Below are 20,425 nucleotides of genomic sequence, written 5' to 3' on the forward strand. Positions count from 1 at the left end.
CCTCCTGAACAGGCCGCGCATTGCGCGGCCTGCCTTTCGCTTGGCGGGCAGCCTCAGGCGGCTTCGACAGCGATGGTTTTCGAACGACCTTGGCGTAATTCGATCAGCAGCTTCTCGCGGCGCGCATTCGCTTTCTCGGCGGCAGCTTCGCGGACTGGCCCGTAGCCACGAATCTCTTCCGGCAGCTTGGACAGTGCCAAAGCAGTGGCATGATTAGTGCCATCAAGACGCGCCACTAGCTCGTCAATCAGCTGCTCGTAGTCCGCCAGTAAGGCACGGTCGAGCTTCCGGTCTGCGCTGAAGCGGAAAGGGTCGAGGGCCGTGTTGCGCAAACCGCGCATCTTGGCCAACGCGCCCATTGCCTTCAACATCCAGGGGCCGAAGCGACGCTTCACGGGCCGCCCTTGCGTATCCTTACGGCCACTCAACAGCGGTGGCGCCAAGTGGAAGGTTAGCTGGTAATCACCCGAGAACGTTGCTTTCACTTCATCCAGGAAATCGCTCTGGGTGTAGAGCCGCGCCACTTCGTACTCATCTTTATACGCCATCAAGCGATAGAGCTGATGGGCGACGGCTTCACTCAATGCTTGGCCACCGTTTAACGCTGTTTCTGCTTCGCGCACTTTTGTCACCTGGGTGACATAGCGCTCAGCCCAGGCACGGTTCTGATAGCGCTCCAGGTGGCGACGATTACGCGCGACCACGTCGTCGAGAGTGGCATTCGTGAGCAGTGGCATCGTATCAAGGTGCTGCTGTAGATAGTCGGGCTCCACCGCTGCCAAACGGCCCCAAGCAAATGCCTGGCGGTTCTTTTCCACAGCGACGCCGTTAAGCTCCAGGGCACGCTGCAGCGCAGGCTCAGACAGCGGTACCAACCCTTGTTGCCAGGCAAACCCGAGCATCATCATATTGGAAAACACCGTATCCCCTAGCAGCTGTTCAGCCAAGCGGTTGGCATCCAGCGATGCAAAACGTTCGTCTCCTACCGCTTCACGCAACAGATTAAGGCGTTTGCTGGGCTGCATATCCGCGTCGCGGTAAAGGACATAGTCCGCGGTGGCTAGCTCCGCCAGGTTGGCAACAATACGGGTGGTCGGCTGAAGCACGTTCAGCGCTTTCTGCGAACTGGCCACGACCATGTCACAAGCAATGACAGCATCGGCCTGCCCCGCTTCGATGCGTACTTGATTCAGCTCGTTGGGCTGCGCTGCCAAGCGAACATAGCTAAGTACCGCCCCGCCTTTTTGAGCGAACCCCATAAAGTCGAGCACGCTGGAGCCCTTGCCTTCCAGGTGTGCCGCCATCGTGATCAACTGCCCGACGGTCACCACGCCCGTGCCACCAACGCCCCCCACCAGCAGGTCATAAGGGGCCTTCAGAGGCGCGATAGCAGGATTAGGCAAATGCGCTATACGCTGCCAAAAGGCGTTATCCGCCGCAACCCCCTGGCCTTTACGCAGCTGGCCACCTTCAACAGTGACAAAACTGGGGCAAAAACCACTGACGCAGGACATATCCTTGTTGCAGGAGGACTGGTCTATTTTGCGCTTGCGGCCTAGCTCGGTCTCCCGCGGCACCACCGATAAACAGTTGGACTGTACGGAGCAATCACCACAGCCTTCGCAAACATGATGATTGATGAACACCCGGCGGGCGGGATCTTCCATCAAACCACGCTTGCGGCGACGACGTTTCTCCGCCGCGCATACCTGGTCATATATCAACACGGTGCAGCCGGGAATCTCGCGCAGTTCACGTTGCAGCGTATCCATCTCCTCTCGCCCGTGGAAAGTCACCTCCTTAGGAAACTCTTTTTCATGCCCTCGATACTTTTCGGGTTCATCGCTGACTACCATGACCCTGCGCACGCCTTCATCCAACGATTGCCGGGCAATCATGGGGACATTGATTTGCCCATCGACTGGTTGACCACCCGTCATGGCCACCGCGTCGTTGAACAGAATCTTGTAGGTAATATTGACGTTGGCTGCCACCGCCTGGCGAACGGCCATGGAGCCCGAATGAAACCAGGTGCCTTCTCCCAAGTTCTGGAAAATATGGCCATTTCCGGTAAATCGGCTTTTACCTACCCAGTTAACACCCTCGCCACCCATCTGAATTAACGATTCGGTGCTGCGATCCATCCACGAAGCCATAAAGTGGCAACCAATACCCGCCAGGGCTTTGCTGCCTTCAGGCACCTTGGTTGAGCTGTTGTGTGGGCAACCCGAGCAGAAATACGGCATGCGGCGCACACCGCCAAGTTCCTTAACGCCTGCTTGGCAAGCATCAACGGTTGCCAGCTTGTCGCTAAAATCAATCTCGAAAAAGCGCGTAAGGCGCTCTGCCACGAAACCAGCCAAGAGACGCGGGCTCAGCTCGCCAACATAGGGAATCAGTGGTTTGCCGGTTTCATCCTGCTTGCCGGTAACGATTACCTCGCCGGGATGGTCGGGTTCCGACATGTACTCCTTCAACTGACTTTCGATAATCCCGCGTTTCTCTTCAATGACCAGCACCTCACGCTTGCCATGAATAAACTCAAGGATGCCGGGGCGATGGAGTGGCCATACCATCCCAACCTTATATATTTCCATCCCCAGATCACGCAGTTTGGCTTCATCCAGCCCCAGTAAACGCAGCGCCTCAAGCAAGTCCAAATGACCCTTACCTGTGGTAACCAGCCCAAAGGTCGCCTGCTCTTGGCGAAATAGATACTGATCAATCGGATTAGCCGTGGCAAACGCCTGTACGGCGGCTAGCTTGTGCTCAATGCGGGTCTCGAGCTGTGGCCCCGGCAAATCGGGCCAGCGATAGTGCAGCCCGCCCTCCGGCACTTCGAAGTCGGGCGTTAAGTAGTCGGGCAAGGGAGGCACCTCGACTGAAGCACCACTCTCCACGGTTTCAGACACGGCTTTAAAACCCACCCAACAACCCGAGAAGCGTGAAAGGGCATAGCCCCAGAGCCCAAAGCGTTCATACTCCGCCAATGACGCAGGGCTTACCACCGGCATAAACCACGCCATAAAGGCGACATCAGACTGGTGCGGCATGGAGGACGACACACAGCCATGGTCATCCCCCGCAACCACCAGCACACCACCCGTCGGCGAGCTGCCGTAGGCATTACCGTGCTTCAAGGCGTCACCCGCGCGGTCAACGCCCGGCCCTTTGCCATACCACATGCCGAAAACACCCTCGACTTGGCGGTCAGGATCCGTTTCTACCTGCTGGCAACCCAGCATCATGGTGGCGGCCAGGTCTTCGTTGATAGCAGGGACAAAGTCGATGTGATGCTCTTCCATGGCGGCTTTCGCCCGCCAAATCTCTTGGTCTACACCGCCCAGGGGCGAACCACGATAGCCGCTGATGAGCCCTGCCGTATGGCGACCATTGCGGCGGTCAAGCTCGGCTTGGCGTAAGGCAATGCGTACCAAGGCTTGGGTGCCAGTGAGAAAAATACGGCCTTCGCCACGGCTATAGCGGTCGGCCAACTGATAGTCATCGAGGGCAATATCGAGAGTCTGGGTAATAGAACCCGCCTGCTCAGCGATTGAGGGGGTGGTCATGAGCGTTCACCAGTACGGTTGAAGAGTTATGGTTGTAATACGCTTGAGTCTAGCCAAGAGCGCACTAAAGGTGCTTGCTAATTCACCCTTCAAAACCCTGGTTATCAATCATTAATTTCATTTTTAGCGTTTTTTCGCAATGATATTCAACAAATCACAAATAAATGAAATATCCCTATGAAAGAAGCAACCAAAGAAATCACCTTAGACAGGCATGATCAGCGTATCCTTACCTTGCTTCAGCAGCAGGGGCGCATTACCAACAATGAGCTTGCCGAACAAATAGGCCTCTCCCCCGCCGCCTGCTGGCGACGCGTCAAGGCGTTGGAAGAGAGTGGCGTTATTCGCCGCTTTGCTGCACTGGTGGAACCCAGCTTGGTGGGCCAGCCACTATCAGCGCTGGTCATGGTGACGCTGGTTCGCCATCACATCGACAATACTGTCGAGTTCGAAAACCGCATCCTGCAATACCCGGAAGTGCTGCAGTGCTATGCCACCACCGGCAACGCCGATTTCGTGCTGCGCGTGGTGATTGAAGACATGGCCGCTTATGACCGGTTCCTGAATGAAAAACTCTTCACTCTGGATGGTATTTCCCAGGTCAACTCCAATTTCGTGCTGCGTAATATCAAAGAAGAGACCGCTATCCCGATTCGCTGAATCAGCCAGCATGGCTCGCTCTCACCGAGCACTACGCCTTAAAATTTAAGACGTAAATAGAGTGCCAACCTCTCCAAAATTAGTTGCCATTGAAACTATTCAGAGGCAAGGTAACCCATGTGATTTACGCAACCCAGGAAGACGCCTTTGCTTGAGGATAGGCGTTACCAATAACAACATTTATCAATAACAACATAGACGCTAATAGCGTCGGCTCTGGAGTTTCAATATGAATAAATCAGCTCGCTTACTAGTGGCTGCCACGGCTGTTTCAAGCATGGCGTTCAGTATGTCTGCACTTGCACAGGCAACGATCACCGTCAGCACGTGGGGCGGCCCTAATCATGGCGTTAATACCATTGTTTGGCCGACCTGGAAGGCATGGATTGAAGAAGCCACCGAGGATCGTGTCACGGTAGAAGTAGTGCATGATATGGGGCCTCCACCGGCACAAATGGAGATCGTTGCGGATGGTATTGCGGATGCCAGCTGGATTTTTCACGCTCATATGGCGGGCCGTTTTCTAGCAACGCAGTTGCCTGAATTCCCTACGTTTGAGGAATTTTCCTCAGAAGATGCTTCCGCTGCGTATTGGCATACCCATCAAGAGTATCTGCAGCAAGCCAATGAGCATCGCGGCGTCGACGTGGTTGCGATGGGGGTACATGGCCCTGGCCAAATATTCACCCGTGATCAAATTAGCTCAATTGATGAGCTTGCGGGCAAACGGCTGCGCGTGGGTGGCGGCGTGATGAGTGGTTTAGCCGAGGCAATGTCCGTGACCGGCGTCGCCATTCCTCCCACTGGCACCTACGAGGCCGCCTCTCAGGGGGTTGTAGACGGTGCGATGCTAACGCTTGAAAGCTTGCGCAGCTTTCGCGTTGCCGAAGTAGCCCCACATACCCTCACCGTAGACGGCGGCTTCTACCGCGGCAGCTTTGCAATTGTTATGAACCCCATGTTTTGGGATCAAGTATCAGACGAAGACCGCGCGGCGATTGAAGGCGTATCGGGTGAGCAACTTTCACGCTTGTTTGGCTACATGATGGATGTATCCGACCAACGCGGCGTTGAGTTTGGTGAGGAAAATGGCGCGACCTTTACCCAGGCATCGGAACAAGACATTGATTACCTGCGGGGCGTTGCTAGTAATTTGCTGGATACCTGGAGTGAGGCCGTAAAGAGCCGAGATGTGGACGCACCAGCAGCGCTTGCCTTCTTTCATGAACAGTTAGTCAATGAGGCGGCTGAAGAAAGTATCGCCTCGAGTGTTGTTAGTGACTGAAGCAGTAGATTGAACGTTCTCGCCGCTGCTTATGGCTGACGGCGGGAACCTATTGTCAATTAGTCACGCTTCCCCAGTACTTATTTTTTCCAGTGCTTATTTTTTCCAGTGCTTGTTTTTTCTAGTACTTAGTTTCCCCAGTACTTACTTTATCCCATCACTTAGCTTCCATACCCATTTCAATCTAAATCCTCCGCATCCTGTTTCATTTGAAACCAACTTGATCCGCATCAAGATACTTCACCTCTCAGCGACTAATACTACTACCCTCATCAAGAACGCCTGAGGGAGAACTATCATGGGCATGGGTACTGCGAAGAACGCAGACAACACCTTTTGGTGGGGACGCCTAATAGAGCGCTCCCAACAATAGTGGATGGGAGCGCTTTAACTGCTCTAATTCAGACGCTACTTAGAATCTGTTTCTGGAATTGGGTCAGGAAGCCTGGTGACGCAGCCGCGGGCTAGCCAATTCTCCCACCACGGTGATAAGCACCAGCAGGGCCAACAGCCACGGCCACTGAGTGCCTACCTGGAGGGTCGCAAGGCCCAGCGCATCGATGAAAATTAACACGATGCCTAACGGGCTAACGTAACGCACCATAAACAGCCACAGCGTGTACTGGGTACGGGAGAGCCCTAGTTCCTGCCTGAATATTTCAGTACGCAGCAGGAAGCCTGCCATGAGTGCCATGCCCAAACCGCCTAACGGCATCATCCAGCGGGAGGTTAGGTAGTCCAGCCAGTCGAAGAAAGTGCGGCCTGCTAGCGTCCAATCCGCGCCCATGTTGAATGACAACATGGCCAAAGTACTCACCAACCACAGCACAATACCCACACCCCAGGATGCCCGTTTACGCGTTATTCCTTTGCTTGCCACGAGCCAGGCCACGGTCGCTTCGATCATCGAGATCGACGATGTCAGCGCGGCCATCGATAGCATCACAAAGAACAGGACGCCAAACAGCGTACCAAACGGCATCGCTTGGAAGGCCAATGGCAAGCTCATGAAGATCAAACCTGGCCCTTGGCCGGGATTCATTCCGTTAGCGAAAATAATCGGGAAAATAGCCAAGCCTGCCATTAGTGCGACAACGGTATCGGCAATGGCCACGCTGAATGTCGTGCGCGCGATGGAGTGCCCTTCTGGCAGGTAAGAGCCGTAGGTAAGAATCGCGCCAGAGGCGAGCGACAAGGTAAAGAAAGCATGCCCCAGTGCCGCTAACAACCCTTCGCTGCTTAATCCTTCCGTATTGAAAGAGAACAGAAAACACCATGCGTCGGCGAAGCCACCGGAAAAAGCACCGTAGCCGATCAGTATCCCCAGCATGATGACCATGCCTGGCATCATCCAACTGACGCTCTTTTCAATGCCGGCTTGCACGCCTTTGCCCACGATGAACATGGTCAGCACCGTCACCAGCGTGCTCCAGGCACCTAGCGTCCAAGGGTTAGCATTATTGGCGGCAAAAATTGCCGCCATGTCATCGACGCTATTACCCGCCAGCCCACCGCTCAGCATCTTCCACAAATAGGAAAACGACCAGCCCGCAACCACGACGTAGAACGACAGAATCATGAAACCACACAGCATGGCCATCCAACCGAAGATCGACCAGAAGCTACCACGGCCCGACTCATGCACTACCCGGCGGATAGCGTCAATCGGACTGCCTCGCCCACGGCGGCCGAAGCTGATTTCAGCCATCATGATGGGGACGCCGACCGCCAATATGCAGGCCAGGTAGACCAGCACGAAAGCACCACCCCCGAACTCGCCAGTGATGTAAGGAAACTTCCAGATATTACCCAGTCCCACTGCAGAACCAGTGGCTGCCAGTACAAATCCCCAGCGGCCCAGCCACAGCGTCTTGGGAGGCGTATTTGTCGTTGTCATTGGGAAACCTTATAAATTGATATTGTTTTTAGGCTATTTATTTATGCACAGCGAAAACAACTACTTAAAGTTGATTAGCTGTCTCTTAAAGCCAGCTAAATGCAATCAGCCAGTCATCGAGAGCAATCTATTAAGAGTCTAGGGAGATAGCGATAGGGCAGGAATAGGGCGGCATCGCACTCAGCGCGACGCTAAGCCATATAAACGAGACGCAGCTGTAAACTAATCGTTACACTTGAAAGGAAATGCCGCTGGACGGAGTCTTGCCGTTGCATTTTTCTGACACCCCGTAAAGAAATCGTGACAGTTAATTTACCTGTCATGGATTTTTTTAAGAGTCTTCTTGAGCACCAATGCCGTAACGTTTGAGTTTATTGGCAACGGTTGTATGCGAAACGCCCAGCCGCTTTCCCAGCTGGCGGCTAGAAGGGTACTGTTGATACAGCGTAGTTAAGATGTTGCTTTCCACCTCTCCCAGCATGTCGCTCAAGCTTCCCTCTAATGGGATGCCAGCCAACTCAGGCGACTCCTCTCGATGAGGAAGGCGCAAATGCACCGGCTGGATGGCTTTTTCTTCACACAGTGACACTGCCTGGAACAGCACATTTTCCAGCTGTCGAACATTGCCCGGCCAGTCGTAACGGGTGATTTTTTCCAACGCAGCAGGCGAAAGCTCGGGCACAGGACAGCCTATCTGACGCGCCGCACGATCCAGCATATAGGCTGCCAAGTCTGCGATGCCATCCAGGCATTCTCGTAAAGGTGGCACCTGTAGCGAAAGCACATTGAGCCGGTGATAAAGATCGAGCCGAAACACCCCCTCACTACACAGCTGAGGCAAGTTCTGTTGAGTGGCACAGATTACCCGGACATCCAGGAAGGTTTCCTCGTCGCTCCCTACACGCCGGAAACCACCATCCTGAAGAAAGCGCAACAGCTTCGTCTGCAGCCGGGGACTCATTTCACCGACTTCATCAAGAAATACCGTGCCACCTTCGTTAAGCTCCAGAAGGCCCAGCTTACCTTCCGGCCGAGCGCCTTCGAAGGCACCGGGGGCGTAACCGAAAAGCTCTGTCTCAGCCATTGATTCAGGCAGCCCGGCACAGTTAAGCACCACAAACGGCGCTTGCCCTCGGGGGCTTGCCAAATGACAGGCTCTGGCCACCAGCTCTTTCCCGGTTCCTGTTTCCCCCACAATCAACAACGGTGCCTCTAATGGCGCCATGCGACGCGCCTCGTTGATGACGGATTCCAGTCGCGAACTCGACTGAAAGATGGCCTCAAAGCCACGCAGCTCCTGTCGCTGCACCTGATAAATACGCGCACCGATACGGTCGGCACGGTGTAACGTCACGACCGCCCCCGCGAGAGAATCAACCTTAGTATCTTCCGTGTGCAGTGGTGCGATATCAGCCAGGTAGGTATCCCCTTTCAGTTTGATCCGCAATCCATTGATGCGTGAGTTGTTTCGGCGAATCAAATCGGGCAGATCCACCTCGTCAAGGTAACGATCCAGTGAGAGCCCCGGCACTTCTTGAACGCGCACGCCTAAAACCTGAACAGCACTACGATTGGCCGCCACAATTCGGCCCTGCATATCTATCGACATCACTGGGTCAGAAAGCGAGGACAGCAGCGCATCCAGCTCCAAATGACGCCGCTCGCTGGGCATCAAACTGGCGCGCTTAACACCAAACACGCCGGGAATGGCTTCCAATACCGGTTTAAGCGTCTGTAGCTGCGCATTGAGTAATTTTGGAACATATAAATAGATGGTATTGCCCTGATCGCCCCCTACCTCTCCCCGGGCAACATTAATTCGGTAGTCAGCAAACTGGGCCACTATATCGCGCAGAATACCGATTCGATTCTGGCAGTAAAATTTAAGACGCATAGAGCCCTCACGGCACAAAACCAACTCAGCTACTTAGCCACCACTCACTGGCAGCCCCTGCTCTTCTTTCATACTGCGCAGTATTATTTCTGAGCGAACCTGGGTGACATTAGGATGAGGCAATAAATGATGATGAATAAAGTCTGAAAACGCTGTTAGATCCTTGGCGATGATATGTAACACATAATCTGCGTCTCCCGACACAGAATAGGCCTCGCGCACCATGGCATGCTTCGTCAGTAACGTCACAAAATCACCATCCATGCTTTCACCATGAGCTTTGAGATTAACTCTGGTGATGGCACGCAACCCAAACCCCAGGCTGGTGGCATCAAGCCTAGCCGAATACCCCTTAATGACACCTTCGGCTTCTAACCGTGCTTTGCGTCGGGAGCACTGCGAGGGAGACAGGCTGACTCGCTCTCCCAATTCTGAATTGGTGAGGGCTGAGTTCTTTTGTAACTCTGACAAAATTGCAAGATCATAACGATCCAAGGAAATTCCGTGCATACAGTACTCCTATTGCGCACATTCTGTGCACTATTTGGCTGCATGTTAGGTTAGTTTGCAACCTAATTGTACCGGCTCTTCCCTATACTGAACTTGTCACCCAACAAGACAATAAAGGAGAGACAGCGATGGGCCCCTTCCCTCATGACGCACCCAAAGCAACCATCAATGATGCAAACCCAGCGGGCACAGATGGCTTCGAGTTTGTTGAATTTGCACACCCCGAGCCGGAAAAACTGGATAGCTTATTTCGGCAAATGGGTTTCGTTCCTGTTGCAAAACATCGTGACAAGTCGATCACCGTTTATCGTCAAGGCGATATCAACTACCTTCTTAACAGTGAGCCTAACTCGCATGCGTCAGCGTTTATTGAGGCGCATGGCCCCTGTGCACCGGCAATGGCTTGGCGCGTCGTTGATGCTCCGCATGCGCTAAAACGTGCCGTCGACTTGGGTGCAGAAGAGTTCACGGGTAATAAGTCCATCGATGCGCCTGCGGTTATTGGCATTGGCGGCTCGCTGCTTTACTTTATTGACACCTATGGCGAAAAAGGCAGCTGTTATTCAAACGAATTTGAGTGGTTCGATGAGGCAGACCCTAATCCTAAAGGGTTTGGTTTTTACTATCTTGACCACCTCACTCATAACGTTATTCGCGGCAATATGGACACGTGGTATAAGTTTTACCACGACACCTTTAACTTCCGCGAAATACGCTACTTTGATATCACCGGTAAAATGACAGGCCTTACCAGCCGTGCATTGACTTCTCCCGATGGTAAAATTCGCATACCCATTAATGAAAGTGCCGATGATCACAGCCAGATCGAAGAGTACTTGCGCGAATATAACGGCGAAGGCATTCAGCATATCGCCATTGCAACGAACGATATCTACACCGGCACTGACTTAATCGCTGATGCAGGGCTCGAATTTATGCCTGGCCCGCCGAGCATCTATTACGAAAAGTCGTTAGAGCGCGTTAAAGACCACCAGGAACCTCTCGATAAACTGCGTAGCCGTGGCATTTTGATTGACGGCGAAGGTGTCGTGGGCGGCGGCGAAACCCGAATTTTGCTACAAATTTTCTCAAAAACGGTCATTGGGCCCATCTTCTTCGAGTTTATCCAGCGTAAAGGCGATGATGGTTTTGGAGAGGGCAATTTTAAAGCACTTTTCGAGTCCATCGAAGAAGATCAAATTAACCGCGGCGTGTTGCACAGTACCGCTGAATAGTAAAAGGGCACACCGTGCATGACGCTTGGCGTAACTATGAAAATGCCCCCCAAGAGGGGGCTATTATTTGCCCTTCCAGCGCTATACCAGAAGGCAAAGCACGCTGCATGGAAATAATGACCAGCAATGGATCTTTCCCAGTCATTGCAGCACGTATAAATGGCACGATTTATTGCTACGTCAATGCCTGCCCTCACCAATATTTACCTTTAAACTATCGGTCGGACAGTATCATTTCATCAGATGGGCACCGTTTTCTATGCAGTGCGCATGGGGCAGCGTTTGACATTAAAACAGGAGACTGCTTAACAGGCGGCTGTGATAAACTTGACGCCATACCTGTATTTGAAGATCTAGCAGGCAACTTATGCATCAAGCATAGAAAGCCTTAAACCATTCACCAATACGTTATAGCTTATCCCCGCATCTCTAGCTAAAAATATGATAATAATGATGGGGTCGAATAAAACTCCACCACTATTCAACCGAACAATAAGCGAACTCAACGAGTCCGCTTATGGGTAAGATAGCGGGACAAGATAGCTTTTCACAAGCGCTATACCCACCAAAAACCTATTACCGCCTGGATTAATATATTTTCATACGATACGTTCTTCCCGTATCACTTACTCTAAGCTAGGCAGCATTGAGTGAATACGAGCTAGCGTATTAAAAATATGTGGCTTAAGCGTCAGGATCAACCACTTCGCCAGCGTTCAGTGAAACTCACCACCGACCTCCTCAATCGACGCAGCATCGTCTCTGTGGCATGTTTGCGTCTCACCATTGATCTTTAGGGAGGTTAAGCAAAACCGCCATGCCTGATAATTCTTTCTGGATTGAACTACTGAGTAACCGTGGCGTGAGTTCGGTAGCACTGGTGTGCATTATCATCCTGTTTCGCATTTTTGCGGTGCGCATCATACGCGGCCAGAAAGAGATCCTGTCTGATTACCGCCGCGTGTGGCTAGCCCGGATCCGGAATACCACCGTGGTTCTCGCCCTGGTCGGCTTAGTGTTGATCTGGTTGCCTTCTCTGCATGCCTTCGCGTTGTCCATCACCGCCTTCGCTGTAGCGTTAGTTATCGCCACCAAGGAGCTGATCCTGTGTTTGTCGGGCACCGTACTGCGCGTTGTCAACCAGCCTTTCGAGATTGGAGACTGGGTTGAGATTGGCAACCTGCGTGGTCAGGTGGTCGACGAGACCATGCTGGCAACGACCCTTCAGGAAATTGGCGGGCCCGTGGGACGTTTTGAATACTCGGGCAAGACAATCGTGGTACCCAACAGCGTTTTTCTAACCACCCCGGTCAGGAACCAGAACTTCTTCAAGAAGTGGGTATATTTCGAAGTCTGCGTCGTACTAGAGCCTGATGTGGACATGCGATCGGCTCTGCCGGCATTAGAGGAGGAGGTGGCGAAGTTACACGTTCCTCATGCCGAGTTGGCCCAACGCTACAGCGCATTGATCAGGAAGCGCAGCGGCATCGATATCGCAGACCCCCATCCTCGCATGACGCTTGCCACCACGGACATCGGAAAACAGCGCTTGGGCGTCACGCTGTTTTGCCCTACTTCCAGTGCTTTTGAGCTGGAGCAGAACATTAACGATGCCGTACTGCGCCGTTACTGGCTACTGCGCAATATGGCGAGCGCACCGAAGGAGGAATAAAAAGAAGGAGGAGTGAATAGAAACCGCCAAACTATGGCCTCGGAATACGCCTACCATGACAACCTGAAAACCCCGATGACCAGTCAGTGGATACGCTATCGGTGCCATAGCAAAAAATCAGCAAAGCTCGATACCTATTTACCTGCCTTCCCTATATTATTCCTCACGTCGCTCTTCCTGCGACTTTATGGAGTGCTTGAGAAATGAGCCTGGCCGCTGTACTGCGTGCTCTACCTGGTCATCTGAAACATCAGCGCCCCACACTAGGCGACATTCTGGCCGCCCTCGATGAACGCGCCACCCCCTTGGTGCTACTGCTTTTCGCAATCCCTGCGATTGTGCCCACGCCAGGCATTCCCGCAGGCATGGTGTTTGGAACCGCGCTAGCCTTCATTGGCCTACAGATGGCGATCGGCACCAAGTGCATCCGGCTGCCGCTGGGTATTGCCCGACTGCGTATCGGGCGACAACAGCTGGAGCGTATTTTAGGTAAAGCGACCCCACATCTCGAAAAACTCGAGCGGCGCCTATGCGTGCGCCTGGGGTGTCTTATCACGCCTTTTGCTATTCGGAGCATCGGCGTCGTTATTTTTATCATGGCCTTGCTGATAGCCCTCCCGATTCCATTTGGAAATACGTTGCCTGGGTTGGCAGTACTGATACTGTCCCTTGGCATTGCTCAGCGAGATGGCATTGCCGTCGCTGCGGGGCTCGGTCTTGCTGTAATTGCTGCGGTTGTTTCCACAGCGATCATCGGTGGCAGCTGGCGGCTTATCGAAATTTTCTTTAAGGAAACAATGCTCATTTCAGCGTGAACAGCGAAAAGATTCCCAGGTGGGCACGGATACAAGGCCAGGCAGCAGGCAGAAAGTGATGCTTATGGATAGAGACATAAGGGCACCCTACCGGTTCACCGAGGCACTGAGAGGGATAGTCAGCTTCATGGTCGAAAGCCATGCGTACCGTCCACTGGCGGACTTCAGGGGAATATCGATTAGCTTCATCCCCTCAAGGTTTGGAACCTCTAGGAATCCAGGAACGGTTCAAAAAAACGTTCCTGGCCGGTACCGACAGTCACACGGGAGTGCCGCCTGACCGCTATCCATTCTATTCGGCAATATAATGAGGTTGCTTTTATAGCGCTGTTAATCCTAACGACCTTTCCGTAACATTTTCCAAACCTGTGAAAATACGACCAATAACAGTAGCGCGATAATCCCCTGCGAGATAGGTCGAACGAATAGGGAGCTCACGTCGTCTTGAGAGAGCAACATTGCCAAGCGTAGATTTTGTTCCGCCATTGGCCCTAACAGCACTCCCAGCACTACGGGAGCAAGGGGGAAGGCGAGTCGATGGAGTAAATAGCCGAGCAACCCAAACCCTAACATGACATACAGATCCATCATGTTCCCTTTGACGGTATAAACCCCCACCGCCATTAGCACTAAGGTTGTGGGAACCAATAAAGCGGTAGGCATGCGCAACACCTGCGCGAACAGGCGGGTAGCCACCATGCCGCCCAGTAATAGGAGTAGCATCGCTGTTAGCAGCATTTGCCACATAAAGCCGAAGACCACATCAGGCGACTTCGTAAACAGCTGGGGCCCGGGCTGAAGTCCATGAATCATCAGCGCACCGAGCACCAGTGCAGCGACTAAATTGCCCGGAATCCCTAGCGTTAAGGAAGGAATCATCGCCGAAGCATTGTCGGCACTGTTGCCTGATTCCGCTGCGGCAACCCCCACCGGGTTGCCAGTACCGAAAGAGTCAGGGTTAGCGGATTTGCGCTTCGCTTCGTTATAACTCAGCAAAGCCGCCAGATTGCCGCCAGCACCTGGCAAAATGCCCACACTGACGCCTATCAGTGATGAGCGCGTCCACGTGCGCCAGTGCTGACGTATCAATGTCAGTGCATTCCCAGTCGCATCGACTTTGAAGCTAGCTTCATCGTAATAGGTGGCGTTGCGTTTCTCGGCCATTTCCAGCACTGGCGGAATCGCGTAGAGGCCGATGAGTACGATGATCAGGTCGAAGCCCCCGCTTAGATAAAGCGAATCGAACGTATAGCGTTCCGCTCCACTGATGGTATCAACGCCTACAAGGCCGATGATGATGCCAAATAGAGCGCTGAGCATGCCCTTGCTGATATCACTGCCCACCAACACGGCGATGCTTACCAGACCGAACACGGCCACCCAAAAATACTCGGTGGGCCCAAAAGCGAGAGTGACCTGTGCCAACAGAGGCGCTAGCGTCATTAGCGCTACAGCGCTGACCATTCCCCCAACGGCTGACGACCAGCACGCCGTCTTGAGGGCCAGCCCGCCCTGCCCATTGCGTGTCATGGGGTAACCATCGAATGTCGTCGCGATGGCAGCTGGCGTTCCCGGGATTTTTAGTAAGATGGCCGGAATGGCGCCACCGTACATCGAGCCATTGTAGATACCTGCCACCAACCCTAAAGCGATCACAGGATCAAAGCCATAGGTCAGGGGAAGCATCAGAGCGATGGCCATCACCGGGTTAAGCCCCGGTAAGGCACCGATCAAGATACCCACCAGCGTACCCACTAACAGACTGACCAGGGAACCAAACTGCAGGGCCACGGGTAGTGCGTTGAACAGGGAATCAAACATAGCGTGTCACCCTATTTAGGAAACCAGGAAAAATTCGACGGGCAAGGGGCGTTTCAGCACGATCGCAAACAACCCGTATAACAGGATGATGAAGCCCACCGTAATACCTATAACCACGCTGGGGCGCCTTTCACCGAGCACCAGCGCCAGTAATATGATGAACAGCGTGCTAGTGGAGTAGAAACCCACCGTTGGCATGGCCAGGTAATAGATCAGGCAACAAGCGACTGTCGCCATAAAGCGCCCGGGGTGATCGATTAAGGGGGTGGCGATACTGCTCGATTCACTTGCTCCCAGCGTCTGCCTAACGCCTTTGAAGATTAAAGGGAGTGAGAAAAGGCACATCAGCATGCCTACCCCCATAGGTACGTAAGCTGCGCCGGCATCAAAGCCATTCCCCACCCAGACCACCGTACAGCCAAGGATGAGGAAGGCGACGCCAGAGATAATATCTCTGAAATTCATGAGCAAATTACCGTCCAATCAGCATGGATTAGTTTTTCTTAAGACCAAGCTTGTCGAGTGTCTCGCCAATCGCTTCGGTTTCCTGCTGCAGACGCGCACGAAGCTCCTCACCACGTACAAGGTTGAGTGTTTCACCTTGCGCAGCCAGGAATGCTTGGAACTCGGGATGCTCTACCGCTCTTGCAACGGCGTCGGCGATGACATTAACGCGCTGCTCATCCATACCCTCGGGTGCCAGCATCATGCGCCACAATACGGTTTCCAGCTCAGGATGGCCCAGTGCTGCAAGGCCTGATGCTTGGGGGAGGGCCTCGTTATCGTCGGCTGAGGTCACGAGCAGACACTTGGCCTTACCGTCCTCTACATAGGGGAGCACCGGCGTGATAGAGCCACCGTAAATATCTACATGGCCCCCAAGGAAGTTTTGCAGCGTCTCACCGGCGCCGCCGAACGGAATGGGGCGTGCTTCAATGTCCGTGGCTGCGAAAATACGCTCTGCCGCCAAGCGCATGGTTCCCCCGACACCGTCGTTGCCATAGGTGTACTGACCGGGGTTGCGTTGTAGCTCGGCTAGAAACTCCTCACCCGTTTCAGCGGGGAAGTCTGGCGCGACACACATGGTGTAGGCACTCTGAGAAGTGCTAGTGATGGGGGTCAAAGTCTCGTAAGAGTACTGAACACGCTGCATGTGCGGCACGGTGGTAATAGGGCTATTCCAGGTAGAGAGCAGTGTGTAGCCATCGGGCCTGGCACGGGCAATCTGGTTCACTCCAATAGCACCACCTCCACCGGCGATATTCAACACGGCCAGTGACTCTCCTAACTCCTCCTGAAGGTACTGGTTAAGCATGCGTGCCACGTTGTCAGTGCCGCCGCCAGCGGGTGCCGGTACGACAATTTCGATGGGGCGATCAGGGTAGCTATCAGCCATAACAGGCAGAGCGGTCAACGCTGACAGAGCAACAACAGACGTAAGTTGTAATGTTTTCATTGTTAGATACCTTTCTTTGGAAGTTCAGGATGTTAAGGCGTGCATCAGGAGTGGTCTCATGCGGGTTGATCGCCGAGGGTGACACGGTAACGGAACCGCTCAGGCCGTCCGTGTACGCGGCGAAACTCGATGACTCTTCCTGCGGGATTGCGGGCAATACGCTGGATGACAGCGACCGGTGCTTCTGACGCTAGCTCCAATTGCTTGGCGCTAGTCTCGGTAGCAATGCCGAACGACAGCTCGTCGGTGGCCGACGAGATTAAAATCCCGAATTTCTCCAGAAATACGGGATATAACAAAGGGCCCATCGTTTTTAGGTTTAACGACAAGAGCTCTTCGAAATCGGGTAGGCGTAGGTAAACCTCTTCAAACAACATCGGTTCGCCTGACCAGAGACGAACGCGCTCCAGTTTTATGCAATGGCTGGCCGAGTCTGCCCCAAAGGCTTTCTGTACCTCAGGGGGAAGAGGGACTTCCTGGCAGCTAAGAATTCGGCTTTCTGGAATGACGGGGATATCGGGATCGTCCACGTCATGAACATGGAAGAAGCGAAACAGGTCGGCTCGGAAAGCAGGTTGCTTAACGAAAGTCCCAGTGCCGCGCCGACGATCCAACAGCCCCTCATCGACCAACTGCTTCAGAGCCATCCGCATGGTGGCCAAAGCAACGCCATACTCTTCGGCCAAACGGTTCTCCGAGGGGATCATGTCGCCTGGTTTCCACTCCCCATTGGCGATCCTTGACCCTAATTGATCGCGGAGTTTGGCATACAGAGGTAATCTTCCGTCCGTATCAGCAGTGAATCTGGATTGCATAGGGTCACCCAATGGTTATCTTTGATTTCTTGAGGTCATTGAAGACCCGTGTATACTTCTAGTCAACCAGTTCTCTAGAGAACTAGACTTATGTATAACAAGCTAGCCGATGCGAAATATCCAGGTATAACGTTATGAGGTGCCAAAAGTGAAAGCAGGTTTTGATTGTCATGCTCATGTTTACGGGCCTGTTAACAACGTCCAAGGGTCAAACTACAGCCCCTCGCGTCCTGCGCCGCTTGTGGATTGGCAAGAACATCTCGCCAGCTGCCAATTAAGCGGTGGCGTATTGGTGCAACCGAGCTTTCTGGGCAATGACAATCGGCAACTGCTTGAAATTCTTGCCAAGTTGGATCACTCATATCGCGGCGTCGCTCAGCTAGCCAAGGAGACAACGCTTGAGGAAATAGCCGCGCTTGATGCTGCTGGTATTGTGGGGGTGAGGTGGAATCTCATCGAGGGGCGAAGCGAATTGCCCAACCTCAAGGATCCTCAATGGATAGACTTTCTGGATCATCTTAAAGCCATGGACTGGCATCTTGAGCTGCACCTGGAAGGCAACCGGCTGCCTGAAATTTTTCCAGCGTTGCACGAGCATGGCGTGAAGTTAGTCATCGATCATATTGGTCTACCCGTCGAAGCCGTGCCGATGCAAGATCCAGGCTGTCGTCTGATACTTGAGGCCGGGCAGGCAGAACGAACCTGGGTGAAGCTCTCGGCTCCCTATCGCTCACCGGTGGCCGACCTAAAGCCGCATGTTCAAGCTCTGTTACATCATCTTGGGCGCGATAGATTGGTGTGGGGCAGTGACTGGCCGTGGACACGCCATGAAGAGAAGCATACTTACCTCGACACTTACGGATGGCTCAATCACTGGATTAGCGATGCTGATGATCGCCAACATATTCGTGATATCAGCCCTCGATCATTGTTTAAGTTCGAGACTCGATAGAGGTGGGATAAGAAAACAATAAAATAAGGCTGAATTCATATGAATTAATAAGGCTCTTCGTCACGTCATGTGGATTTAATATTCATTAGCTGTTTCGTGTTTCAGGGTGCAAGGCGGTCTTAAGCTCCAAGCGCAACACTATTGTAAGGCCTGAGTCCGAGCACAGGTTTAGTTATCTACCTAGCGGAGATAACTCCACACTGAGTGGCGAATAACCTAAAATTTTAGCATATTGCTGTAAAGTGACTACGAAAAGCGACGCGATTCAGGGCTTGCAAACAACTTTTCGACCACTCTCCAGCCTGCTTAAAAGCCACAGAAAAGTGCTAACTAAAAGAGATAAAAACAGTGAAAACCAAAAGGCAAAACTGGAAGGCAAGAACTCTACACTTGCACTCAACACAGCACTAAACGCTACCAAGCTGAGCATCCCAAGCTGCGTATTGGCTAACGTGACGCGGGCTATTTCAACGCCATATCGCTGATGAAGCGTCAACGCTATCGTTAACATGCCGATGGGGAAACTCAGCACAATACCCGAGATAGCGGGATCGAAATTAACCAACAGAATTGTCGCCAAGCAGACGACGGCTCCCGCTAATACACCGCGAATGAGCAAGTCACCCCAGCGTACGGGCGCCGAAATGGCTTTGGAAGAAAGCCCGATTGAATTAATGTAAACCCGCGAAAACAGTAACGTTACGCCAAAAAGCGCCAACGCTAAGAAAACGCCTCCTGGCAGTTGATCCGCTATTGCTGCGGCAAGGACCCAAATAAGTGCAGAGCAAGCAACACTGACAACAGCACCCCGTCGCTTAGCAAGCAGCACGTAGCTAAGACAGAATATCAACGTCGCCAACATAGCATGCAACGAGCCCAGTGCCGCATCAGCGACGAACGGGTCGGACTGCTCACGAATCATAAAAAAGAAGCCAGGGCCCAGGACTATTGGCGTCCCTGCCAAAACACCTCCGATCTTGGGGCCCAGGCGAACGGCTGCAAGCGATACGCAGATCACCACCAGCGTAGTGGAAAACCACTTTACAAAAATAAGGCTTAGCATGGGTATATTCTCAGCCCGCTACATGACGTCGCCGCTGTTAGGCCCCAGCGTCTGCCCAAGGTAGAGGTCGCCATCGGGTGAGGCCGCAAGCATAAGCGCCGTGGGCGCAACTTCTTCCGCTTTACCAAACCGACCTAGCGGGAGTTCGGCTTCTTTATTGGCAACCCACTCTTTACTAAGCCCTTCTAACATCGGCGTTAGGATAGGCCCTGGTGCGATGGCGTTGGTAAGAATCCCATAGGGTGCTAACTCTCTCGCCATCGACTTAGTAAGCCCCAATAGCCCCGCCTTCGCGGAGCAGTAGTGAGATAAGCCCACGCCTCCTTTGAGTGCTAGCTGGGAGGAAATATTGATGATCCGACCGCTTTTTTGTTTCACCATCTGCTCGGCAACGTAGCGGCCCACTAAGAAGGTACCGCGCAGATTAATACTGATCATTCGATCAAACGTCTCAGAAGACATTTCCAAGAAAGGCGTTTCATCCAGGATGCCCGCGCAATTGACCAGCACATTAATGGCCTGGTGATGATTGATCACCTCATCCACCATTAACTGAACAGAATCTTCATCAGCGACATCGACACGATGATGCGTTGCACTGCCTCCGAGCAATACGGCTATCTCTTCACATGCATCACGATTGAGATCGGCCAAGGCAACGGTGGCGCCTTCTGCATGAAAACACTCCGCAATAGCCCGGCCGATACCGCTAGCGCCGCCCACGACAAGCGCAACTTGTCCCTGAAGTTTTTTAGACATAAGGATCACTCAGCTTATTAAA

General features: G+C 53.0%; 17 protein-coding genes. 7 read left to right on the forward strand and 10 right to left on the reverse strand.

Features of this window, described 5'->3' with window-relative positions; translation table 11 throughout:
• Positions 1-53: 53 nt before the first annotated feature.
• On the reverse strand, positions 54-3,569 hold the full coding sequence (locus tag A6R74_RS16630; protein ID WP_064235586.1) for an indolepyruvate ferredoxin oxidoreductase family protein: 3,516 nt from the start codon (positions 3,567-3,569) through the stop codon (positions 54-56).
• Between the two features lie 177 nt (positions 3,570-3,746).
• Here A6R74_RS16630 and A6R74_RS16635 point away from each other — a divergent pair, with 177 nt between their 5' ends.
• Both A6R74_RS16635 and A6R74_RS16640 read left to right on the forward strand, forming a co-directional pair.
• Positions 3,747-4,229: an Lrp/AsnC family transcriptional regulator gene (locus tag A6R74_RS16635; protein ID WP_064235587.1), complete on the forward strand. Its 483-nt coding sequence runs from the start codon at positions 3,747-3,749 to the stop codon at positions 4,227-4,229.
• A gap of 229 nt (positions 4,230-4,458) precedes the next feature.
• A complete protein-coding gene (locus A6R74_RS16640) occupies positions 4,459-5,514 on the forward strand; it encodes a TRAP transporter substrate-binding protein (RefSeq protein WP_064235588.1) in 1,056 nt (351 codons plus the stop codon).
• 436 nt (positions 5,515-5,950) lie between these two features.
• Here A6R74_RS16640 and A6R74_RS16645 read toward each other — a convergent pair whose 3' ends face one another.
• The 3 genes from A6R74_RS16645 to A6R74_RS16655 all read right to left on the reverse strand — a co-directional run bounded on the left by A6R74_RS16645 (position 5,951) and on the right by A6R74_RS16655 (position 9,815).
• The gene (locus A6R74_RS16645; protein ID WP_064235589.1) at positions 5,951-7,411 is read right to left on the reverse strand and encodes a sodium-dependent transporter; all 1,461 of its coding nucleotides are present in this window, start codon (positions 7,409-7,411) and stop codon (positions 5,951-5,953) included.
• A 331-nt stretch (positions 7,412-7,742) separates the two neighbouring features.
• Complete coding sequence (locus A6R74_RS16650; RefSeq protein ID WP_064235590.1) at positions 7,743-9,305, reverse strand: sigma-54-dependent transcriptional regulator; 1,563 nt, start codon at positions 9,303-9,305, stop codon at positions 7,743-7,745.
• A 33-nt stretch (positions 9,306-9,338) separates the two neighbouring features.
• Entirely contained in the window at positions 9,339-9,815 is a 477-nt protein-coding gene (locus tag A6R74_RS16655) for an Lrp/AsnC family transcriptional regulator (RefSeq protein WP_064235591.1), read from the reverse strand.
• Positions 9,816-9,943: 128 nt separating this feature from the next.
• Here A6R74_RS16655 and hppD point away from each other — a divergent pair, with 128 nt between their 5' ends.
• From hppD to A6R74_RS16670, 4 genes are all read left to right on the forward strand, one after another.
• Entirely contained in the window at positions 9,944-11,050 is a 1,107-nt protein-coding gene (gene hppD / locus A6R74_RS16660) for a 4-hydroxyphenylpyruvate dioxygenase (RefSeq protein WP_064235592.1), read from the forward strand.
• 14 nt (positions 11,051-11,064) lie between these two features.
• Entirely contained in the window at positions 11,065-11,442 is a 378-nt protein-coding gene (locus A6R74_RS22385; protein WP_082906717.1) for a Rieske (2Fe-2S) protein, read from the forward strand.
• Positions 11,443-11,867: 425 nt separating this feature from the next.
• A complete protein-coding gene (locus tag A6R74_RS16665; RefSeq protein WP_064235593.1) occupies positions 11,868-12,722 on the forward strand; it encodes a mechanosensitive ion channel domain-containing protein in 855 nt (284 codons plus the stop codon).
• Between the two features lie 203 nt (positions 12,723-12,925).
• Positions 12,926-13,537 (forward strand): exopolysaccharide biosynthesis protein, encoded by a 612-nt coding sequence (locus A6R74_RS16670; RefSeq protein WP_064235594.1) that lies wholly within the window; start codon positions 12,926-12,928, stop codon positions 13,535-13,537.
• 336 nt (positions 13,538-13,873) lie between these two features.
• On the opposite strand, the gene A6R74_RS16675 is transcribed toward A6R74_RS16670, so the two are convergent.
• Genes A6R74_RS16675 through A6R74_RS16690 form a run of 4 tightly spaced genes read right to left on the reverse strand, consistent with a single transcriptional unit; the run spans position 13,874 to position 17,629 of the window.
• Complete coding sequence (locus A6R74_RS16675) at positions 13,874-15,358, reverse strand: tripartite tricarboxylate transporter permease (RefSeq protein WP_064235595.1); 1,485 nt, start codon at positions 15,356-15,358, stop codon at positions 13,874-13,876.
• A gap of 15 nt (positions 15,359-15,373) precedes the next feature.
• Positions 15,374-15,823 carry a tripartite tricarboxylate transporter TctB family protein gene (locus tag A6R74_RS16680; RefSeq protein ID WP_240488254.1) on the reverse strand — a complete coding sequence of 150 codons (450 nt, stop codon included), beginning with the start codon at positions 15,821-15,823 and terminating at the stop codon, positions 15,374-15,376.
• Positions 15,824-15,851: 28 nt separating this feature from the next.
• Entirely contained in the window at positions 15,852-16,814 is a 963-nt protein-coding gene (locus tag A6R74_RS16685; protein ID WP_064235597.1) for a Bug family tripartite tricarboxylate transporter substrate binding protein, read from the reverse strand.
• Between the two features lie 56 nt (positions 16,815-16,870).
• The gene (locus A6R74_RS16690; RefSeq protein ID WP_064235598.1) at positions 16,871-17,629 is read right to left on the reverse strand and encodes a GntR family transcriptional regulator; all 759 of its coding nucleotides are present in this window, start codon (positions 17,627-17,629) and stop codon (positions 16,871-16,873) included.
• A 148-nt stretch (positions 17,630-17,777) separates the two neighbouring features.
• On the opposite strand from A6R74_RS16690, the gene A6R74_RS16695 reads away from it, so the two are divergent.
• A complete protein-coding gene (locus A6R74_RS16695) occupies positions 17,778-18,581 on the forward strand; it encodes an amidohydrolase family protein (protein ID WP_064235599.1) in 804 nt (267 codons plus the stop codon).
• Between the two features lie 265 nt (positions 18,582-18,846).
• Here the strand turns inward: A6R74_RS16695 and A6R74_RS16700 are convergent, their stop codons facing one another.
• Positions 18,847-19,644: a hypothetical protein gene (locus A6R74_RS16700; protein WP_064235600.1), complete on the reverse strand. Its 798-nt coding sequence runs from the start codon at positions 19,642-19,644 to the stop codon at positions 18,847-18,849.
• 18 nt (positions 19,645-19,662) lie between these two features.
• Positions 19,663-20,403, reverse strand: coding sequence for an SDR family NAD(P)-dependent oxidoreductase (locus A6R74_RS16705; protein ID WP_064235601.1), 741 nt, complete (start codon positions 20,401-20,403; stop codon positions 19,663-19,665).
• Positions 20,404-20,425 lie beyond the last annotated feature (22 nt).

The sequence above is a fragment of the Halomonas sp. ALS9 genome (genome assembly GCF_001651035.1).
Lineage (GTDB): Bacteria > Pseudomonadota > Gammaproteobacteria > Pseudomonadales > Halomonadaceae > Vreelandella.